Source organism: Leclercia sp. LSNIH3, assembly GCF_002935105.1.
Classification (GTDB): domain Bacteria; phylum Pseudomonadota; class Gammaproteobacteria; order Enterobacterales; family Enterobacteriaceae; genus Enterobacter; species Enterobacter adecarboxylatus.
The window spans coordinates 2309462-2328365 of sequence record NZ_CP026387.1; the positions used below are offsets into that span (position 1 = coordinate 2309462).

Consider the following 18904-nt stretch of genomic DNA (forward strand, 5'->3'; position numbering starts at 1 on the left):
TCAAGTCCCGAACAGACAAAGATCCCGATGGATCGCGAGAAATGGCTTAAATCCATCCACGTTCTGCAAACGAAACGTACTCTCCACGGCCTATCACCAGATGATCAAGAACACGAATGTCCATGAATTGACAGCATTTCATAATGCGTGCGGTCACGTCTCTGTCGGCTTTACTCGGTTCGGCGCGTCCTGAGGGATGATTATGCGCGAGGATCACGCCAGCGGCATTCACTTTTATCGCTTCGCGCACAATTTCACGTGGATGCACCTCCACATGGCTCAGGGTACCCGAAAATAGCCGGGAGTGTTTCAGCACGCGGTTTTGATTATCGAGGAAAATCACCATAAAAATCTCCCTCTCCTCTTCCGCCAGCTGGCTGCGCACAAACTCCCGGGTCATCTCCGGGTTTTTAAGCGGGTTTTCTTGCCGTATCCCCGAGCAATAGTACCGGCGGGCAAGCTCCGCAATACCTCTGAGCTGGGCGAATTTCGCAATGCCGATCCCGTCCACGCCCCTGAACGCCGTCAGTTCGGCAGTCAGCAAGCCGTGCAGGGAGCCGAAATGCTGCAACAGGTCTTTAGAAAGCGTGAAAACATTTTTACTTCGCGTACCGGTTCGCAGGAACAGCGCCAGCAGCTCTTCGTCCGTCAGCGTTGTCGCGCCATCAGCGAGAATTTTTTCCCGCGGCAACTGCGGGAATGGTGTATCCATACTCAGCCCTCCTCCATCGTCAGGCTATGCTGCCATAGACCGTGCCCCCTCACGATGGCGGATTGCTTGTCTTGCGTAACGCCTCGCAAAGTGGCGGATGGACAACATCACGATGCTTTTCGGATTGTGATAAAATGCCCGTCTCTCAGGTGAACCCAACAGGAAAGAATCATGATGAGCCTGGCCGGTAAAAAAATCGTTCTCGGTGTCAGCGGCGGCATTGCGGCCTATAAAACGCCGGAACTGGTGCGCCGTTTGCGTGAGCGTGGCGCAGACGTGCGGGTGGCAATAACCGAAGGGGGCAAAGCGTTTATTACGCCACTGAGCCTGCAAGCCGTTTCGGGCTACCCTGTGTCGGACAGCCTGCTTGATCCGGCGGCCGAAGCCGCGATGGGCCATATCGAACTGGGTAAGTGGGCCGATTTAGTCATCCTCGCGCCAGCCACCGCCGATCTCATCGCCCGTGTCGCAGCCGGCATGGCCAACGACCTGGTGTCCACCATCTCCCTGGCTACTCCGGCCCCGGTCGCCGTGGTACCCGCCATGAACCAGCAGATGTACCGCAACGCAGCAACGCAGCATAACCTTGCCACGCTGGCTTCCCGTGGCCTGCTGATCTGGGGGCCAGACAGCGGCAGCCAGGCCTGTGGCGATATCGGCCCGGGCCGTATGCTGGATCCGCTGGCGATTGTGGATCTGGCTGCCAGCCATTTTTCACCTGTCAACGATCTGCAACATCTCAGCATCATGATTACCGCGGGTCCGACGCGTGAGCCGTTGGATCCGGTGCGCTATATCACTAACCAAAGCTCCGGCAAGATGGGCTTTGCGATTGCCGCCGCCGCCGCGCAGCGCGGAGCCAGGGTTACGCTGGTCAGCGGCCCGGTATCGTTGCCAACCCCACCGCGGGTGCAGCGCATCGACGTGACAACCGCGCTGGAGATGGAAGCGGCTGTCCAGGCACAGGCACAACAGCAGCAAATTTTTATTGGCTGTGCCGCCGTGGCGGACTACCGCGCAGCGGCCATAGCAGATGAGAAAATTAAAAAGCAAGGCGATGAAATCACAATAAAAATGGTGAAAAACCCGGATATCGTTGCCGGTGTCGCCGCGCTAAAAGATCGTCGGCCTTACGTTGTTGGGTTTGCTGCTGAAACAAATAATGTGGAAGAATATGCCCGGCAAAAACGTACCCGCAAAAACCTCGATTTGATTTGCGCGAATGACGTATCGCTGGCCACCCAAGGGTTTAACAGCGACAGCAATGCACTGCACCTATTCTGGCAGGAGGGAGATAAAGTCTTACCGCTTGAGCGCAAGGAACTCCTGGGCCAACTATTACTGGACGAGATCGTTACCCGTTATGATGAAAAAAATCGACGTTAAGATTCTGGACCCGCGCGTTGGTCAGGAATTTCCCCTGCCGACCTATGCTACATCCGGTTCTGCCGGTCTTGATCTGCGCGCCTGCCTCGACGCCGCTGTAGAACTGGCGCCGGGTGCTACCACCCTGCTGCCGACTGGTCTTGCAATTCACATTGCCGATGCCTCTCTGGCTGCGGTGATCCTGCCGCGCTCTGGCCTGGGCCATAAGCATGGTATCGTGCTGGGCAACCTGGTGGGGCTTATCGATTCCGACTACCAGGGTCAGCTGATGGTCTCCGTCTGGAACCGTGGCCAGGACAGCTTCACCATCCAACCCGGCGAGCGTGTCGCCCAGATAGTATTCGTCCCGGTGGTACAGGCTGAATTTAATCTGGTAGAAGACTTCGACGCCACCGATCGCGGCGAAGGCGGCTTCGGCCATTCCGGGCGTAAATAAACCCGGCTAAACGCATCTCACAATCTAATAACGTATTAACAAACCGCAAACACCTGTTTGCGGTCGTTGTGTGGATGTCAGCCTGACAAGTGCTTATTTTCAGGGGTATTTTGCAACATGGCAGAAAAACAAACAGCGAAAAGGAACCGTCGCGAAGAAATACTTCAATCTCTGGCTCTGATGCTTGAATCCAGCGATGGCAGTCAACGCATCACCACCGCAAAACTGGCCGCCTCTGTGGGCGTGTCGGAAGCGGCGCTGTACCGTCATTTCCCCAGTAAAACGCGGATGTTCGACAGCCTGATCGAGTTTATCGAAGATAGCCTGATCACGCGTATCAACCTGATTCTGAAGGATGAAAAAGACACCACCGCACGGCTGCGTCTGATTGTTCAGCTGATCCTCGGTTTCGGTGAACGCAATCCGGGTTTAACCCGTATCCTGACCGGCCATGCACTGATGTTTGAGCAGGACAGGCTACAGGGGCGGATTAACCAGCTTTTCGAACGTATCGAAGCGCAGCTGCGCCAGGTATTGCGCGAAAAGAAGATGCGTGAAGGCGAGGGTTACAGCATGGATGAATCGCTGCTTGCGGGGCAGGTGCTGGCCTTCTGTGAAGGGATGCTCTCCCGCTTTGTGCGCAGTGAATTCAAATATCGCCCAACGGACGATTTTGACGCCCGCTGGCCGTTAGTGGCTGCGCAGTTGCAGTAGCGGAAACAGTATTCCAGGCCCGGTAAGCACAGCGCCACCGGGCACTTTATTTACACGCCAAACTCTTCGCGATACGCCCGCACCGCCGCCAGGCTCTCTGCCATCTCCGGCTTCTCTTCCAGATACGCGATCAGGTCTTTCAGGGTGATGATCGATGTCACTTTACAACTGTAGTCACGTTCCACTTCCTGAATAGCAGAAATTTCCCCCCGGCCGCGCTCCTGGCGGTCCAGCGAGATCAGCACGCCCGCCAGCGTCGCGTTGTTCGCCTGGATAATCTCCATTGATTCACGAATGGCGGTGCCCGCGGTGATCACATCATCCACCAGCATGACGCGGCCCTGCAGGGCGCTGCCGACCAGATTACCGCCTTCGCCGTGGGTCTTAGCCTCTTTACGGTTAAAGCAGTACGGCACGTCGCGATCGTGATGCTCCGCCAGTGCCACGGCGGTGGTGGTGGCAATCGGGATGCCTTTATAGGCCGGGCCAAACAGCAGATCGAATTCAATCCCGGAATCCACCAGCGCTTCGGCATAGAAGCGGCCTAACAGTGCCAGATCGCGCCCGGTATTAAACAGCCCGGCGTTAAAGAAATAGGGGCTTTTGCGCCCGGATTTCAGCGTAAATTCGCCAAACTTAAGTACCTGCTTGCTAAGCGCAAACTCAATAAACTGGCGCTGATACGGTTTCATGGATTCGCTCCTTACTTTTCTACGGACAAAAAAAAGGCGACTCATCAGTCGCCTTTAAAATCAATTTTCTAACGCCGCCTTCTGCGTCGTTACGATAGATTCGATTCCCTCTCGGGCTAACGCCAACAGGGCGAGAAGCTCTTCATGGGTAAACGGCTCACCTTCTGCCGTGCCCTGCACTTCGATGATGCGACCATCTTCGGTCATCACCACGTTCATGTCGGTCTCTGCTGCAGAGTCTTCAACGTACTCCAGATCGCACAGCGCTTCGCCATTGACGATACCCACAGACACCGCAGCAACCATGCCTTTAAGTGGATTTGCTTTCAGCTTGCCAGCCGCAACCAGTTTGTTGAGGGCATCGGCCAGCGCCACGCAGGCACCGGTGATAGAGGCAGTGCGCGTACCGCCGTCGGCCTGGATCACGTCGCAGTCCAGGGTGATGGTAAACTCGCCCAGCGTTTTCAGATCAACCGCAGCGCGCAGCGCACGGGCGATCAGACGCTGAATCTCCATAGTACGGCCACCCTGTTTACCTTTCGCCGCTTCGCGGGCGTTACGGGTGTGGGTGGAGCGTGGCAGCATGCCATACTCGGCAGTGATCCAGCCCTGCCCCTGACCTTTCAGGAAGCGTGGCACACCTTCTTCGATGGAGGCGGTGCACAGCACTTTGGTGTCACCGAATTCAACAAGCACAGAGCCTTCAGCGTGTTTTGTATAGTTACGGGTCAGGGTGACGGGGCGCACCTGGTTGGCGCTACGACCTGATGGACGCATGATGATATCTCCGGCTTGAAACGAATGTGGCTGCGCATTATACGGATTAAACGCGCTTATTCCTATCCTGAGAAAGCCCCGAAAGCTATAATCCCCCCATCTCTCCTTTGAAAACGGAAATGTCTATGATCCGCAGTATGACCGCCTACGCCCGCCGTGAAATCAAGGGTAGCTGGGGCAGCGCTACCTGGGAAATGCGCTCGGTAAACCAACGCTATCTTGAAACCTATTTCCGTATGCCGGAGCAGTTCCGCAGTCTTGAGCCAGTGGTTCGCGAGCGTATCCGCGCTCGTCTGACGCGCGGAAAGATTGAATGCAACCTGCGTTTTGAGCCTGATGCGAGTGCGCAAGGGGAGCTGATCCTCAACGAAAAACTGGCTAAACAGCTGGTGAACGCCGCTAACTGGGTCAAGATGCAGAGCGACGAAGGCGAAATCAACCCGGTTGATATTCTGCGCTGGCCTGGCGTGATGGCGGCTGGCGAGCAGGATCTGGACGCGATTACCGCTGAGATCCTGGCTGCGCTGGACGGTACGCTGGACGATTTCATCGTGGCCCGTGAAACCGAAGGCCAGGCGCTGAAAGCGCTGATCGAGCAGCGCCTGGAAGGCGTGAGCGGCGAAGTGGTGAAGGTCCGTTCCCATATGCCAGAAATCCTGCAGTGGCAGCGCGAGCGTCTGGTCGCCAAACTGGAAGATGCCGAAGTGCAGCTGGAGAATAACCGTCTCGAGCAGGAACTGGTGCTGATGGCCCAGCGTATCGACGTTTCCGAAGAGCTGGACCGTCTGGAAGCGCATGTCAAAGAGACGTATAACATTCTGAAGAAGAAAGAGGCCGTAGGTCGCCGCCTCGATTTTATGATGCAGGAGTTCAACCGCGAATCGAACACCCTGGCGTCGAAATCGATCAACGCTGAAGTGACTAATTCTGCGATTGAACTGAAAGTGCTGATTGAACAAATGCGCGAACAGATTCAGAACATCGAATAATCAGAATGGGTAACTCAGCGTGAGTTACCCATTAGTTTTTCTCATGCCATAAAAGATCGTTAAAGAATAATTCTTTTCTCTTTACTGAGAAAAATGGTGTGTATGGATTAGTTAAACTAAGCTAAAAATCTTCGCCTTAGAAAATCTCAATCGTGCTCCGCCCTACAAAAGGCTACTCTGCTGAACGTTTTTGGGGGGCGACAATGCTTTTACACATTCTTTATCTGGTCGGTATTACGGCCGAAGCGATGACCGGGGCGCTGGCTGCCGGGCGTCGTCGTATGGACACTTTTGGTGTCATCATTATTGCCACCGCAACGGCACTCGGCGGAGGGTCTGTTCGCGATATCTTGCTTGGGCACTATCCTCTCGGCTGGGTCAAACATCCAGAGTATGTTGTGATTGTTGCTGTTTCTGCTGTGCTCACAACCATTTTCGCCCCTGTGATGCCTTATCTTCGACGTCTGTTTCTGGTTCTGGACGCAATAGGCTTGATTGTGTTCTCTATTATTGGTGCTCAGATTGCGCTGGATATGGGGGAAGGCCCGATCATTGCGACTATTGCTGCCGTGGTAACCGGAGTATTTGGCGGCGTGTTGCGCGACATGTTCTGTAAGCGTATTCCGTTGGTTTTCCAGAAAGAGCTTTACGCCGGCATCTCGTTCGCTGCAGCCTTGCTATACATCGCATTGCAGCATTATGTATCGAACAATGATGTCATCGTTATTACGACACTACTTTTTGGTTTTACCCTGCGTATGATGGCGCTGCGCTTGAAACTTGGGCTACCCGTTTTTCATTACACACATGATTCGCACTGAGTTTTTAACAAAAGGATAAGAGGAAAATGGACAGAAAAAAGCACTTTTGTGCGCTTATAATATATTGGAAAGCGCATACAATACCTCTCTGTCATTATCTTCAAAATTTGCATTAAGAACTGATGTCATTTGCTAAAGCCTCTGTCCTCATCATAGATAAAAAGATCTGCAGGCATTTTTTAATCCTGCTGCTGTGCTCTGTATTGATTCAATTATGGCCGGTGTATTTCACACAACCTGCACGTTTTATGGTGCGCATTGCGATTTGTAATAGCCTTTTGTTGCTTGCTACCGCAGCTATCTATCGCTACCTCCCCGGTAAAATTATTGCCTTCGCTCTGACTGTTCTGTTAACGCTCAATTTTGCGTTTGCGTTCAGTACGTGGAATGTTTACCAGAGCGAATTCAACACCGTTTTTGCCATGAGTATCCTGGCAACCCATATTGCTGAAGCTAAAAGCATGTCGGGGCTCTATATCAATAGCCTTCCCATTGTCATGGCCTATTTTGTTATTACCTGGTACGCCATTAAGTCTCTTAGCGAAAACCTGTCGGATCGGGCAAAAACCATCAGTATGGTGTTACTGGTGGGCTATATGGGCTGGTACTCTGCCGCAAGCTGGCTTAAAAAGCGCAAAGACCTGGAAGTCTACTATCCGCTCAGTTCAAGGATCCTGACTTATACGCCGTTTTACATCGGTTCTGAATTTATTATTGCTCACCGGGACAACGCGTTAGCTGAGAAAATCAGTAAGCAAAATGTGCATTATCCTGCCCTGCAATACCAACGCACCGGTATCGAAAACTACGTGGTTATCGTCGGGGAATCTGCACGACGCAGCAATATGCAGCTTTATGGTTTCAACCAGAACACTACACCTGTTGAGTCATCTTTTAAAAAGAACGCTCTGATCTTCAGGAATGCTATTGCCCCGGCATCGGCCACGGTACTGGCGGTCCCTATGATCCTCAGCCAGGCCGACCCGGATAATTTCACTGTCGACAAACTTGCCGACAACGTTGTCAGCATTGCAGGAAAAGCAGGCTATTACACGGAATGGATCAGTGCGCAAGGGAACTCAGGAAAGAGTAATAATTATATTGCTGCCATTGCTTCAACCAGCCAAAATTTGCACTGGATTAATACCCAATATGATACGGAGCTTTTACCCGCCCTCGAAGAGGCACTAAACAAACCCGGTAAAAAATTCATTGTCCTGCACATTAACGGTAGTCATGAAATGGCATGTGACCGCTACCCTGCATCAGCAGGTGTTCTGGATACCGGAAATAAGTACGAAGATTGCTATAACAATGCGATTCGTTATACAGATTACTTTATCGGCGAAGTGGCTAAACGCTTGCAAAACACCGCCTCTTCAATTCTTTATTTTTCCGATCACGGGCTGGAAAAAAATCCGCAACTGGAATCTATTTATATGCATGGTTCCCGTAATCCAAGTAAAGAGGCTTACGAAGTCCCGCAGTTCATCTGGTACAGCCAGCCCGCACTTTTCAGCCAAAAACGGCGGTTAGGGTGGGTTAATGGCTTCTGGCCCACCGCAAATAACTATTGGCTTATGCTCAACTGGCTCGGCATCTCTACAGGGGTTAAAAACTGCCTTTCGGTGCTCGAAACCTGCTATCAAGAGCCTACGTCCCTTCCGGTTATGGACGGCGGACGCCATATCTTCGATTACAACCAGCTACGCAATACGTTTAGCTCACAAGATTTAAATACGCCCTGGCGGAAAGCAAAACCTGGCTCACTTTAAAATCCCTGGATACCCTGTTCTCCGAGCCATGCAGCCAGGGTCGCGATGGTGGGATCATGAATAAACGCGATCAACTTTTGCGCATTTTCCTTGCCGACGCCAGGAAGCTGTTGCCAGCTTTCTGCATCTTTTTCGCGTAACTGCTGCCACGAATGCACGTTAAGCGCTTTTGCTGCGGCTCGCGGTAAAGGAACGCCCAGTGCAGCAATCCACCGTCTAAAGGGCTGCTTGCGAGCGAACTCAAAACGATGCCATAACATTAAGCCTCGCGTGGCATTCATTCCTGGCGTGTTTTGGAGCTGCTCTTTGGTCCACGCCAGCCACGAAAAGATGTTCTCAAAATGATGTGCTTGATGTAATAGCCTCCAGCCCGACTCACCCACGCCTTTAATATCGAGCACATCTTTCGAACTCAACCAGGCCAGGCGGGCCATAAACTGCTCATGGCATTCCGGCGAGGCATAAAAACAGGTCAGCGGCGTGAAGCGCGACGCTGGCGGAACCGGTTTTTGCCGGTTGCTCCCTCGCCAGACGACACTATCCAACCGCGGGATCCCCTGCCCGGCCAGGCTGACCTGAACCTGATCGCCCGGTGCAATATCCAGCGCCTGCCAGCGCCCTACTGACCCCAGGTTGACGCGGTGCACCCGTTTATCATCAAGCTGCACGGGCTCAAGGGTGGCGACCACTGCGATCCTGCCGGTGCGACCCACGGCAAAGGTGATAGATCGGACCTCAGCGATCCGTGCAACCGGAGCATATTTCCACGCAATCACCCAGCTACCGTCCCCGGGCAGCCAGCGGTTGCCTGCCGGCTCCTGTGCCGAGCGGACAACAACGCCATCGGTGACAAAGGGCAGCGGCGACGTCAGCCAGCGATGGCGCAGTTTTTCAACCTCCTCCACTGAACTGACCTTGTGCGTCCAGGATTCGGTCAGGCCAAAGCCCGCCCGGGTTAACGCTTGCAGACGCTCATCCATCGTGGCGGGACCGTCAGGCCAGGCCCAGATAAAGATGCCAATATGATCCAGGAGGGCGCTGTCATCCTGCCGCATCATCGCTCCGGCAACTTTTGCCCGCGCATTCATCCCGCCCATCTGATGCTGAACATGATTATCACGACGTAAGAACAGCTCACCCTGCAATACGCTGTTGGCGAGCGGCCCCGTCACCCGGGCGGGGATCGCAGCGATGCGCTTCACTTTCGCCGTCCAGTCTTCGCCTTTCAGCCCATCTCCCCGGCTGGTGGCCTGCACCAGCTGCCCCTGCCGGTAGACCAGCGTCACCGCCACGCCATCTACCTTTGGCTGGATCCACAGGTCTTGATGTGAACGCATCCACTGCCGGAGCGCCGCTTTATTCGCGACCTTCGATACACCGGTATGGCTGACCGGGTGCCTGATCGAACCGCCCGCAGGCATTTGCGCCTCTGTCGCCTGTTCATCACCAAAGCAGTGCCGCCACTGCTTCAGCCGCGCGGCCAGCTGGTCATAGACGTCGTCGTTCACGTCGCTGACCCCCTGCTGCCAATAAGCCTTATCCCAGCGGGCTATTTGCTCACTAAGCCGGGCGATCTCCTGCTCTGCCTGCGCGGGTGACCAGGCCGGGCATATCGCCAGCCCGTAACTGCTCCACAACAACATCACTACGCCTAATCCTCGCCACATCGTCGTCCCTCCCTGTTTTATGGAAGGTATAACGCGGTATGAAATTGCAGGCGACAGGGAAAAACAGACTTTACGAGCCAGCATCAGGACTTTGATTCTGTTGCAGCAAACGGCGCAAAAAAGCGGAAAAGGGCGAGCAAAAATCAACGAAGAAGCGGAAAAAGTGTGACAAAGGCTACGTCACGAAGCGGCGACGTGTATAATAAGCCCGTATGTAGGACTTTCTTCGTTAACACATACATAAGACTCTCATGGCTCAAGGCACGCTTTATATTGTTTCTGCCCCTAGTGGCGCGGGTAAATCCAGCCTGATTCAGGCGCTGTTAAAAACCCAACCGTTGTACGATACCCAGGTATCGGTTTCTCACACCACGCGCGCGCCGCGTCCGGGTGAAGTACACGGTGAACATTATTTCTTTGTCGATCACGATGAATTCAGAGCGATGATTGGCAGAGAGGCGTTTCTTGAACACGCCGAAGTCTTCGGTAATTACTACGGCACCTCACGTGAGACCATTGAGCAGGTACTGTCGACCGGTGTGAACGTGTTCCTTGATATCGACTGGCAGGGCGCGCAGCAAATTCGCGCGAAGATGCCGCAGGCGCGCAGCATCTTTATTTTACCGCCGTCGAAAGATGAGCTGGATCGCCGTCTCCGTGGCCGCGGCCAGGACAGCGAAGAAGTTATCGCAAAACGTATGGCCCAGGCAGTTGCGGAAATGAGCCATTACGCCGAATATGATTATCTTATTGTGAATGATGATTTCGATACCGCCCTGGGCGATCTCAAAACTATCCTTCGCGCCGAACGTCTGCGCATGAGCCGCCAGAAGCAGCGACATGACGCATTAATCAGCAAACTGTTGGCAGACTGAACCCACATTCAGTATCATGCCCAGTCATTTCTTCATCTGTGGAGCATTTTAAGTATGGCACGCGTAACTGTTCAGGACGCTGTAGAGAAAATTGGTAACCGTTTTGACCTGGTGCTGGTCGCCGCGCGTCGCGCTCGTCAGATGCAGTCAGGCGGTAAAGATCCGCTGGTACCAGAAGAAAACGATAAAACTACTGTTATCGCATTGCGTGAAATCGAAGAAGGTCTGATCAACAACCAGATCCTTGATGTTCGTGAACGCCAGGAGCAGCAAGAGCAGGAAGCCGCAGAACTGCAGGCCGTTACCGCCATTGCTGAAGGTCGTCGTTAATTAAACCTGCGGGTCGCCCTTGTATCTGTTTGAAAGCCTGAATCAACTGATTCAAACCTACCTGCCGGTAGACCAGATTAAGCGTCTCCAGCAGGCGTATCTCGTTGCACGTGACGCTCACGAGGGCCAGACACGTTCAAGCGGTGAACCTTATATCACGCACCCGGTAGCGGTGGCCTGTATTCTGGCCGAGATGAAACTCGACTACGAAACGCTTATGGCCGCCCTGCTGCATGACGTGATCGAAGATACCCCTGCCACCTACCAGGACATGGAACAGCTGTTTGGCAAAAGCGTTGCCGAGCTGGTGGAAGGGGTCTCTAAGCTTGATAAGCTGAATTTCCGCGACAAGAAAGAGGCGCAAGCCGAAAACTTCCGCAAAATGATCATGGCGATGGTGCAGGATATCCGCGTCATTCTGATCAAACTCGCTGACCGTACCCACAATATGCGCACTCTGGGTTCATTACGCCCGGACAAACGTCGTCGCATTGCCCGTGAAACCCTCGAAATCTATAGCCCGCTGGCGCACCGTTTAGGTATTCATCACATTAAAACCGAGCTGGAAGAGCTGGGTTTTGAAGCTTTATACCCGAACCGCTTCCGCGTGATTAAAGAGGTGGTGAAAGCCGCACGTGGTAACCGTAAAGAGATGATTCAGAAAATCCTCTCTGAAATCGAAGGGCGTTTGCAGGAAGCAGGTATTCCCTGCCGCGTCAGCGGTCGCGAAAAGCATTTGTACTCTATCTATCAGAAAATGGTGCTTAAAGAGCAGCGTTTTCACTCGATCATGGATATCTACGCGTTCCGCGTGATCGTCCACGACGCCGATACCTGCTATCGCGTACTCGGCCAGATGCACAGCCTGTACAAGCCGCGTCCAGGTCGCATGAAAGACTATATCGCCATTCCAAAGGCCAACGGATATCAGTCTCTGCACACATCAATGATTGGCCCGCACGGCGTGCCGGTTGAGGTGCAGATCCGTACCGAAGACATGGATCAAATGGCAGAGATGGGTGTTGCCGCGCACTGGGCTTACAAAGAACAGGGCGAAACCAGCACCACCGCACAAATCCGCGCTCAGCGCTGGATGCAGAGCCTGCTGGAGCTGCAACAGAGCGCCGGTAGCTCGTTTGAATTTATCGAGAGCGTTAAATCCGATCTCTTCCCGGATGAGATTTACGTTTTCACGCCAGAAGGGCGCATTGTCGAACTGCCTGCTGGCGCAACTCCGGTTGACTTCGCTTATGCCGTGCACACCGATATCGGTCATGCCTGCGTAGGTGCGCGCGTCGACCGCCAGCCGTACCCACTGTCACAGCCGTTGACCAGCGGCCAGACGGTAGAAATCATTACCGCACCGGGTGCCCGTCCGAACGCGGCATGGCTCAACTTTGTCGTAAGCTCGAAAGCCCGTGCGAAGATCCGCCAGCTGCTGAAGAACCTCAAACGCGACGACTCTGTAAGCCTGGGCCGTCGTCTGCTCAACCATGCGTTGGGTGGCAGCCGCAAGCTGGCAGAGATCCCGAAAGAGAACGTGCAGCGTGAAATCGAGCGTATGAAGCTCGCCACGCTTGACGATCTGCTGGCGGAAATCGGTCTGGGTAACGCCATGAGCGTGGTGGTGGCGAAGAACCTGCAGCAGGGCGAAACTTCTGTGCCGCAGCCGTCATCAACCAGCCACGGCCATCTGCCGATCAAAGGCGCCGACGGCGTGTTGATCACCTTTGCCAAGTGCTGCCGACCGATCCCGGGTGACCCGATTATTGCCCACGTCAGCCCTGGTAAAGGCCTGGTTATCCATCACGAATCCTGTCGTAACATCCGTGGCTACCAGAAAGAGCCTGAGAAGTTTATGGCGGTAGAGTGGGATAAAGAGACCGAGCAGGAGTTTATCACCGAAATTAAGGTGGATATGTTCAACCACCAGGGTGCACTGGCCAACCTGACGGCGGCAATCAATACCGCCTCTTCCAACATTCATAGCCTGAATACGGAAGAGAAAGATGGCCGTGTGTACAGCGCCTTTATTCGTTTGACCGCGCGTGACCGTGTGCATCTGGCGAATATCATGCGCAAAATCCGCGTGATGGCCGACGTAATTAAAGTCACCCGTAACCGAAACTAGGTTTATGAACTCAACACGTTATGCCCGGATCTGCGAAATGCTTGCCAGGCGTCAGCCCGATCTGACGGTCTGCATGGAGCAGGTCCATAAACCTCATAACGTTGCTGCTATCGTCCGTACCGCAGACGCCGTCGGTGTGCATGAAGTGCACGCCGTCTGGAAAGGTACGCGGATGCGTCCCATGGCCTCGGCTGCTGCAGGTAGCAACAGCTGGGTGCAGGTCAAAGCTCACGACAATATTGCCGAAGCCATTTCACATCTGAAAGGGCGCGGCATGCAGATTCTGGCGACCCACCTCTCTGACAAAGCCGTCGATTTCCGCGAAATTGATTACACCCGCCCGACCTGCATTCTGATGGGTCAGGAGAAAACGGGGATCACCCAGGAAGCGCTAGATCTGGCGGATCAGGACATCATCATTCCGATGATTGGCATGGTGCAGTCGCTGAACGTCTCCGTGGCTTCCGCGCTCATTCTGTATGAAGCCCAGCGCCAGCGACAAAATGCCGGGATGTACAAACGCGAGAACAGCATGCTGCCGGAAGAAGAGCAGCAGCGCCTGTTGTTTGAAGGTGGTTATCCGGTGCTGGCCAACGTGGCGAAGCAGAAAAAATTACCCTACCCCCACGTGAATATGCAGGGCGAGATTGAAGCCGATGCAACGTGGTGGGCCACCATGCAAGCGACGAAGTAATCATGCAAGGCCGTCTGCTTGATGCTGTGCCGCTCAATTCCCTGACGGGCGTTGGCGCGGCCCAGAGCAGCAAACTGGCAAAAATTGGCCTGCATACCGTGCAGGATCTCCTCCTGCACCTCCCCCTGCGTTACGAAGACCGCACTCAGCTCTATCAGATTGGCGAGCTGCTGCCCGGCATTTACGCCACCGTTGAAGGCGAAGTGCTGAACAGCAACATCACCTTTGGCGGCCGCCGGATGATGACCTGCCAGATTAGCGACGGCTCCGGCATCCTGACGATGCGCTTCTTTAACTTCAGCGCGGCGATGAAAAATAGCCTGGCCGCCGGGCGTCGGGTGCTGGCCTATGGCGAAGCCAAACGTGGGAAATACGGCGCGGAGATGATCCACCCGGAGTACCGCGTACAGGGCGATCTCAGCACCCCGGAGATGCAGGAGACCCTGACCCCGGTCTACCCGACCACCGAAGGCATCAAGCAGGCAACGCTTCGCAAGCTGACCGATCAGGCGCTGGAGCTACTCGACACCTGCGCCATTGCCGAACTGCTGCCACCCGAGCTGGCGCAGGGCATGATGAGCCTGCCGGAAGCGTTGCGCACCCTGCATCGCCCGCCGCCGACGCTGCAACTCAGCGATTTAGAGAGCGGGCAGCACCCGGCCCAGCGTCGTCTGATTCTGGAAGAGCTGCTGGCGCATAACCTGAGCATGCTGGCGTTACGCGCCGGTGCCCAGCGTTTTCACGCCCTGCCACTCCCGGCCCGTAACGAATTAAAAGATAAACTTCTGGCTTCGCTGCCCTTTAAACCCACCGGGGCACAGGCCCGCGTAACCGCGGAGATCGAGCACGATTTAGCGCTGGATGTGCCGATGATGCGTCTGGTGCAGGGCGATGTCGGCTCCGGTAAAACGCTGGTGGCTGCCCTGGCCGCCCTGCGCGCCATTGCGCACGGCAGACAGGTGGCGTTAATGGCCCCGACCGAACTGCTGGCCGAGCAGCATGCGAATAACTTCCGCAGCTGGTTTGCCCCGCTGGGGGTTGAAGTGGGCTGGCTGGCCGGGAAGCAAAAAGGCAAGGCGCGACAGGCGCAGCAGGACGCCATTGCCAGTGGTCAGGTGCAGATGATTGTCGGCACACACGCCATCTTCCAGGAGCAGGTGCAGTTTCACGGCCTGGCGCTGGTGATCATTGATGAGCAGCACCGTTTTGGTGTGCATCAGCGTCTGGCGCTGTGGGAGAAAGGACTCCAGCAGGGATACCATCCGCACCAGCTGATCATGACCGCGACGCCGATCCCGCGCACCCTGGCGATGACCGCCTATGCCGATCTCGACACCTCTACCATCGACGAACTGCCGCCGGGGCGTACGCCGGTGACTACCGTCGCTATCCCCGATACGCGCCGCAGCGACATCATCGATCGGCTGCGTAACGCCTGCCAGGAAGGCCGTCAGGCTTACTGGGTCTGCACCCTGATTGAAGAGTCGGATCTGCTGGAAGCGCAGGCGGCAGAAGCCACCTGGGAAGAGTTAAAGCTGGCTCTGCCCGAACTGAACGTCGGGCTGGTGCATGGCCGCATGAAGCCTGCCGAAAAGCAGGCGGTGATGCAGGCCTTCAAACAAGGCGATCTGCATCTGCTGATCGCCACTACGGTGATTGAAGTGGGGGTGGATGTACCTAACGCCAGCCTGATGATCATCGAAAACCCGGAACGTCTGGGTCTGGCGCAGCTTCACCAGCTGCGTGGCCGCGTCGGACGTGGCGCAGTGGCCTCACACTGCGTACTGCTGTACAAAGCCCCGCTGTCGAAAACCGCCCAGAAGCGCCTGCAGGTACTGCGTGACAGCAACGACGGCTTTGTGATTGCGCAACAGGATCTGGAGATCCGTGGCCCCGGCGAACTGCTCGGTACCCGCCAGACCGGTAACGCCGAGTTTAAAGTGGCCGACTTGTTGCGCGATCAGGGCATGATCCCCGAAGTTCAGCGTCTGGCGCGCCATATCCATGAACGCTACCCCGACCAGGCGGCAGCGTTAATCGAGCGCTGGATGCCAGAGACCGAACGTTACTCCAACGCCTGATCAGCCAAACATCGGCAACATCAGGTACATCTTAATCACGATCGCGTTGACGATATCAATAAAGAACGCCCCCACCATCGGCACCACCAGAAACGCCATATGTGAAGGACCGAAGCGCTCGGTAATAGCCTGCATGTTGGCAATGGCCGTTGGCGTTGCCCCCAGACCAAAACCGCAATGCCCCGCCGCCAGCACCGCCGCGTCGTAGTTTTTGCCCATCAACCGCCAGGTAACGAACATCGCATACAGGGCCATAAACAGGGCTTGAACCGCCAGAATAGCCAGCATCGGCAGCGCCAGCGAGGCCAGCTCCCACAGCCTGAGGCTCATCAGCGCCATCGCCAGGAACAGTGACAGGCAGACGTTGCCCAGCACCGATACCGCCCGCTCAAAGACGCGATAAAAGCCCATCAGCGCCAGGCTGTTGCTGAGGATCACCCCCACAAACAGCACGCAGACAAAGGTCGGTAGCTCCAGCGCGGAACCCGCCAGCAGTTGCGCAATCACTTTACCCACCGTCAGGCAGATGGCGATCAGCGCAATGGTTTCGATCAGCACCAGGGAGGTGATCATGCGGCCAACGTCCGGCTTTTCAAACGCCGTTGGCACCGCTTCATCTTCCGGTCGACCGTTCGGGGTAGTGGAGTGCTTCACCAGATAGCGCGCCACCGGCCCGCCGATGAGACCACCCAGCACCAGGCCGAAGGTGGCGCAGGCCATCGCCACTTCGGTCGCATTCTGGAACCCATAGCGCTCGATAAACAGTTTGCTCCATGCCGCCCCGGTGCCGTGTCCGCCGGACAGGGTAATGGAGCCGGCCAGCAGGCCCATCAGCGGATCCAGCCCCAGCAGGGAGGCCATGCCGATACCGATGGCGTTCTGCATCACCAGCAGCCCGACCACCACAATTAAAAATACGCCCAGCATTTTGCCACCAGCCCGCAGGCTGGCGAGGTTGGCGTTCAGGCCGATGGTGGCGAAGAAAGCCAGCATCAGCGGGTCTTTTAGCGACATATCAAAGTCGATTTCCCAGCCCATGCTTTTTTTCAGCACCAGCAGCGCAACGGCGGCTAACAGCCCGCCCGCGACGGGTTCCGGGATGGTGTATTTTCTGAGAAGGGGGACACTGTGAACCAGCTTACGGCCAAGCAGTAAAACCAGCGTTGCCGCAACGAGGGTCGACAACGTATCAAGATGAATCATAGTAGGCTCCTTATATGGCACGTACTCCATCAACACGCGCGTTTTCCTGAACCGATTGCGCGACTTAAGCACAATCGGGAGCAGGAGTGTAATGAACTTTGCCATGGCGTGACAGAAAAGCCGCATTAAGTTGAGGCTTTTATCAACGATATTTGTGAGCAATCGTTTGCTTTTCTCATCCACTCGGCTAAAATGCCCGCTTTTCTTCCAGGGGATCGCAGCAGATGTCCGTTAACGCCGTAGAACAGCAAGATGCGCAACCGATTGCGCAGCCGCATAACAGTGAACTGATTTACCGTCTTGAAGATCGCCCGCCGCTGGCGCAGACCTTGTTCGCCGCCTGTCAGCATCTGCTGGCAATGTTTGTGGCGGTGATCACCCCTGCCCTGCTGATCTGCCAGGCGCTCGGCTTACCGGCGCAGGACACCCAGCACATCATCAGCATGTCGCTGTTTGCTTCGGGCGTGGCATCCATTATTCAGATTAAAGCCTGGGGTCCGGTGGGTTCCGGTCTGCTGTCGATTCAGGGCACCAGCTTTAACTTTGTGGCTCCGCTGATCATGGGCGGCACGGCGCTGAAAACCGGCGGCGCGGATGTCCCTACGATGATGGCAGCCCTGTTCGGCACCCTGATGCTGGCAAGCTGCACCGAGATGGTGATCTCCCGCGTACTGCACCTGGCGCGCCGCATTATTACTCCGCTGGTCTCCGGCGTGGTGGTGATGATTATCGGCCTGTCGCTGATTCAGGTCGGTCTCACCTCCATCGGCGGCGGTTACGCTGCGATGGCCGACCACACCTTCGGTGCCCCAAAAAACCTGCTGCTGGCGGGTGTGGTGCTGGCAATCATTATTCTGCTCAACCGTCAGCGTAACCCGTACCTGCGCGTCGCTTCACTGGTGATCGCCATGGCGGCAGGCTACCTGGCAGCCTGGGCGATGGACATGTTGCCGCAAAACAGCACCCCGACCGACAACCCGCTGATCGTGGTTCCGACGCCGCTCTACTACGGTCTCGGCATCGACTGGAACCTGCTCCTGCCGCTGATGCTGGTGTTTATGATCACCTCCCTGGAAACGATCGGCGATATCACGGCCACTTCCGACGTCTCTGAGCAGCCGGTTTCTGGCCCGCTGTACATGAAACGCCTGAAGGGCGGCGTGCTGGCCAACGGCCTGAACTCCTTTGTTTCCGGCGTGTTCAATACCTTCCCGAACTCCTGCTTCGGCCAGAACAACGGCGTGATCCAGCTGACCGGCGTTGCCAGCCGCTACGTGGGCTTTGTCGTGGCGCTGATGCTGATTGTGCTCGGTCTGTTCCCGGCGGTGAGTGGCTTTGTGCAGCACATTCCTGAGCCGGTGCTGGGCGGTGCAACGCTGGTGATGTTCGGCACTATTGCGGCATCGGGCGTGCGTATTGTTTCCCGTGAACCGCTGAACCGCCGCGCCATCATGATTATCGCGCTGTCGCTGGCGGTGGGTCTGGGTGTGTCTCAGCAGCCGCTGATCCTGCAGTTTGCCCCTGACTGGGTGAAAAACCTGCTCTCTTCCGGCATCGCCGCCGGTGGGATCACCGCTATCGTCCTGAACCTGATCTTCCCGCCAGAAAAGAACTAATCCTT

General features: G+C 55.5%; 17 protein-coding genes. 12 read left to right on the forward strand and 5 right to left on the reverse strand.

Features of this window, described 5'->3' with window-relative positions:
* Positions 1–46: 46 nt before the first annotated feature.
* A complete protein-coding gene (radC, locus tag C3F35_RS11180; protein WP_103793368.1) occupies positions 47–712 on the reverse strand; it encodes a RadC family protein in 666 nt (221 codons plus the stop codon).
* A gap of 174 nt (positions 713–886) precedes the next feature.
* On the opposite strand from radC, the gene coaBC reads away from it, so the two are divergent.
* The 3 genes from coaBC to slmA all read left to right on the forward strand — a co-directional run bounded on the left by coaBC (position 887) and on the right by slmA (position 3248).
* Entirely contained in the window at positions 887–2098 is a 1212-nt protein-coding gene (gene coaBC, locus C3F35_RS11185) for a bifunctional phosphopantothenoylcysteine decarboxylase/phosphopantothenate--cysteine ligase CoaBC (RefSeq protein WP_103793386.1), read from the forward strand.
* Positions 2076–2534, forward strand: coding sequence for a dUTP diphosphatase (gene dut / locus C3F35_RS11190; protein ID WP_164529553.1), 459 nt, complete (start codon positions 2076–2078; stop codon positions 2532–2534). The genes coaBC and dut overlap by 23 nt, the downstream gene beginning before the upstream one ends.
* Before the next feature lie 117 nt (positions 2535–2651).
* Positions 2652–3248, forward strand: a complete 597-nt coding sequence (gene slmA, locus C3F35_RS11195) for a nucleoid occlusion factor SlmA (protein WP_032615703.1) — start codon at positions 2652–2654, stop codon at positions 3246–3248.
* 50 nt (positions 3249–3298) lie between these two features.
* Here the strand turns inward: slmA and pyrE are convergent, their stop codons facing one another.
* Together pyrE and rph are read right to left on the reverse strand one after the other, a co-directional pair.
* Positions 3299–3940, reverse strand: coding sequence for an orotate phosphoribosyltransferase (pyrE, locus tag C3F35_RS11200; RefSeq protein WP_032615701.1), 642 nt, complete (start codon positions 3938–3940; stop codon positions 3299–3301).
* 60 nt (positions 3941–4000) lie between these two features.
* Positions 4001–4717 (reverse strand): ribonuclease PH, encoded by a 717-nt coding sequence (gene rph, locus C3F35_RS11205; protein WP_032615700.1) that lies wholly within the window; start codon positions 4715–4717, stop codon positions 4001–4003.
* 125 nt (positions 4718–4842) lie between these two features.
* On the opposite strand from rph, the gene C3F35_RS11210 reads away from it, so the two are divergent.
* The 3 genes from C3F35_RS11210 (at position 4843) to C3F35_RS11220 (ending at position 8302) form a co-directional block, all read left to right on the forward strand.
* A complete protein-coding gene (locus C3F35_RS11210; protein ID WP_032615698.1) occupies positions 4843–5706 on the forward strand; it encodes a YicC/YloC family endoribonuclease in 864 nt (287 codons plus the stop codon).
* 203 nt (positions 5707–5909) lie between these two features.
* Complete coding sequence (locus C3F35_RS11215; RefSeq protein WP_032615696.1) at positions 5910–6527, forward strand: trimeric intracellular cation channel family protein; 618 nt, start codon at positions 5910–5912, stop codon at positions 6525–6527.
* Positions 6528–6649: 122 nt separating this feature from the next.
* Positions 6650–8302 carry a phosphoethanolamine transferase gene (locus C3F35_RS11220; protein ID WP_059309011.1) on the forward strand — a complete coding sequence of 551 codons (1653 nt, stop codon included), beginning with the start codon at positions 6650–6652 and terminating at the stop codon, positions 8300–8302.
* On the opposite strand, the gene ligB is transcribed toward C3F35_RS11220, so the two are convergent.
* Positions 8299–9969 carry an NAD-dependent DNA ligase LigB gene (gene ligB, locus C3F35_RS11225; RefSeq protein WP_103793369.1) on the reverse strand — a complete coding sequence of 557 codons (1671 nt, stop codon included), beginning with the start codon at positions 9967–9969 and terminating at the stop codon, positions 8299–8301. The two genes, C3F35_RS11220 and ligB, sit on opposite strands and share 4 nt — an antisense overlap.
* 251 nt (positions 9970–10220) lie before the next feature.
* Here ligB and gmk point away from each other — a divergent pair, with 251 nt between their 5' ends.
* Genes gmk through recG form a run of 5 tightly spaced genes read left to right on the forward strand, consistent with a single transcriptional unit; the run spans position 10221 to position 16080 of the window.
* The gene (gmk, locus tag C3F35_RS11230; RefSeq protein WP_032615690.1) at positions 10221–10844 is read left to right on the forward strand and encodes a guanylate kinase; all 624 of its coding nucleotides are present in this window, start codon (positions 10221–10223) and stop codon (positions 10842–10844) included.
* 54 nt (positions 10845–10898) lie between these two features.
* Positions 10899–11174, forward strand: a complete 276-nt coding sequence (gene rpoZ, locus C3F35_RS11235; RefSeq protein WP_032615688.1) for a DNA-directed RNA polymerase subunit omega — start codon at positions 10899–10901, stop codon at positions 11172–11174.
* 19 nt (positions 11175–11193) lie between these two features.
* The gene (spoT, locus tag C3F35_RS11240; protein ID WP_032615686.1) at positions 11194–13305 is read left to right on the forward strand and encodes a bifunctional GTP diphosphokinase/guanosine-3',5'-bis pyrophosphate 3'-pyrophosphohydrolase; all 2112 of its coding nucleotides are present in this window, start codon (positions 11194–11196) and stop codon (positions 13303–13305) included.
* Positions 13306–13309: 4 nt separating this feature from the next.
* Complete coding sequence (trmH, locus tag C3F35_RS11245; RefSeq protein WP_103793370.1) at positions 13310–13999, forward strand: tRNA (guanosine(18)-2'-O)-methyltransferase TrmH; 690 nt, start codon at positions 13310–13312, stop codon at positions 13997–13999.
* A gap of 2 nt (positions 14000–14001) precedes the next feature.
* A complete protein-coding gene (gene recG / locus C3F35_RS11250; protein WP_103793371.1) occupies positions 14002–16080 on the forward strand; it encodes an ATP-dependent DNA helicase RecG in 2079 nt (692 codons plus the stop codon).
* Here recG and gltS read toward each other — a convergent pair whose 3' ends face one another.
* Positions 16081–17283 (reverse strand): sodium/glutamate symporter, encoded by a 1203-nt coding sequence (gene gltS, locus C3F35_RS11255; RefSeq protein WP_032615679.1) that lies wholly within the window; start codon positions 17281–17283, stop codon positions 16081–16083.
* Positions 17284–17507: 224 nt separating this feature from the next.
* Here gltS and C3F35_RS11260 point away from each other — a divergent pair, with 224 nt between their 5' ends.
* A complete protein-coding gene (locus C3F35_RS11260) occupies positions 17508–18899 on the forward strand; it encodes a nucleobase:cation symporter-2 family protein (RefSeq protein WP_103793372.1) in 1392 nt (463 codons plus the stop codon).
* The last annotated feature ends 5 nt before the right edge of the window (positions 18900–18904 follow it).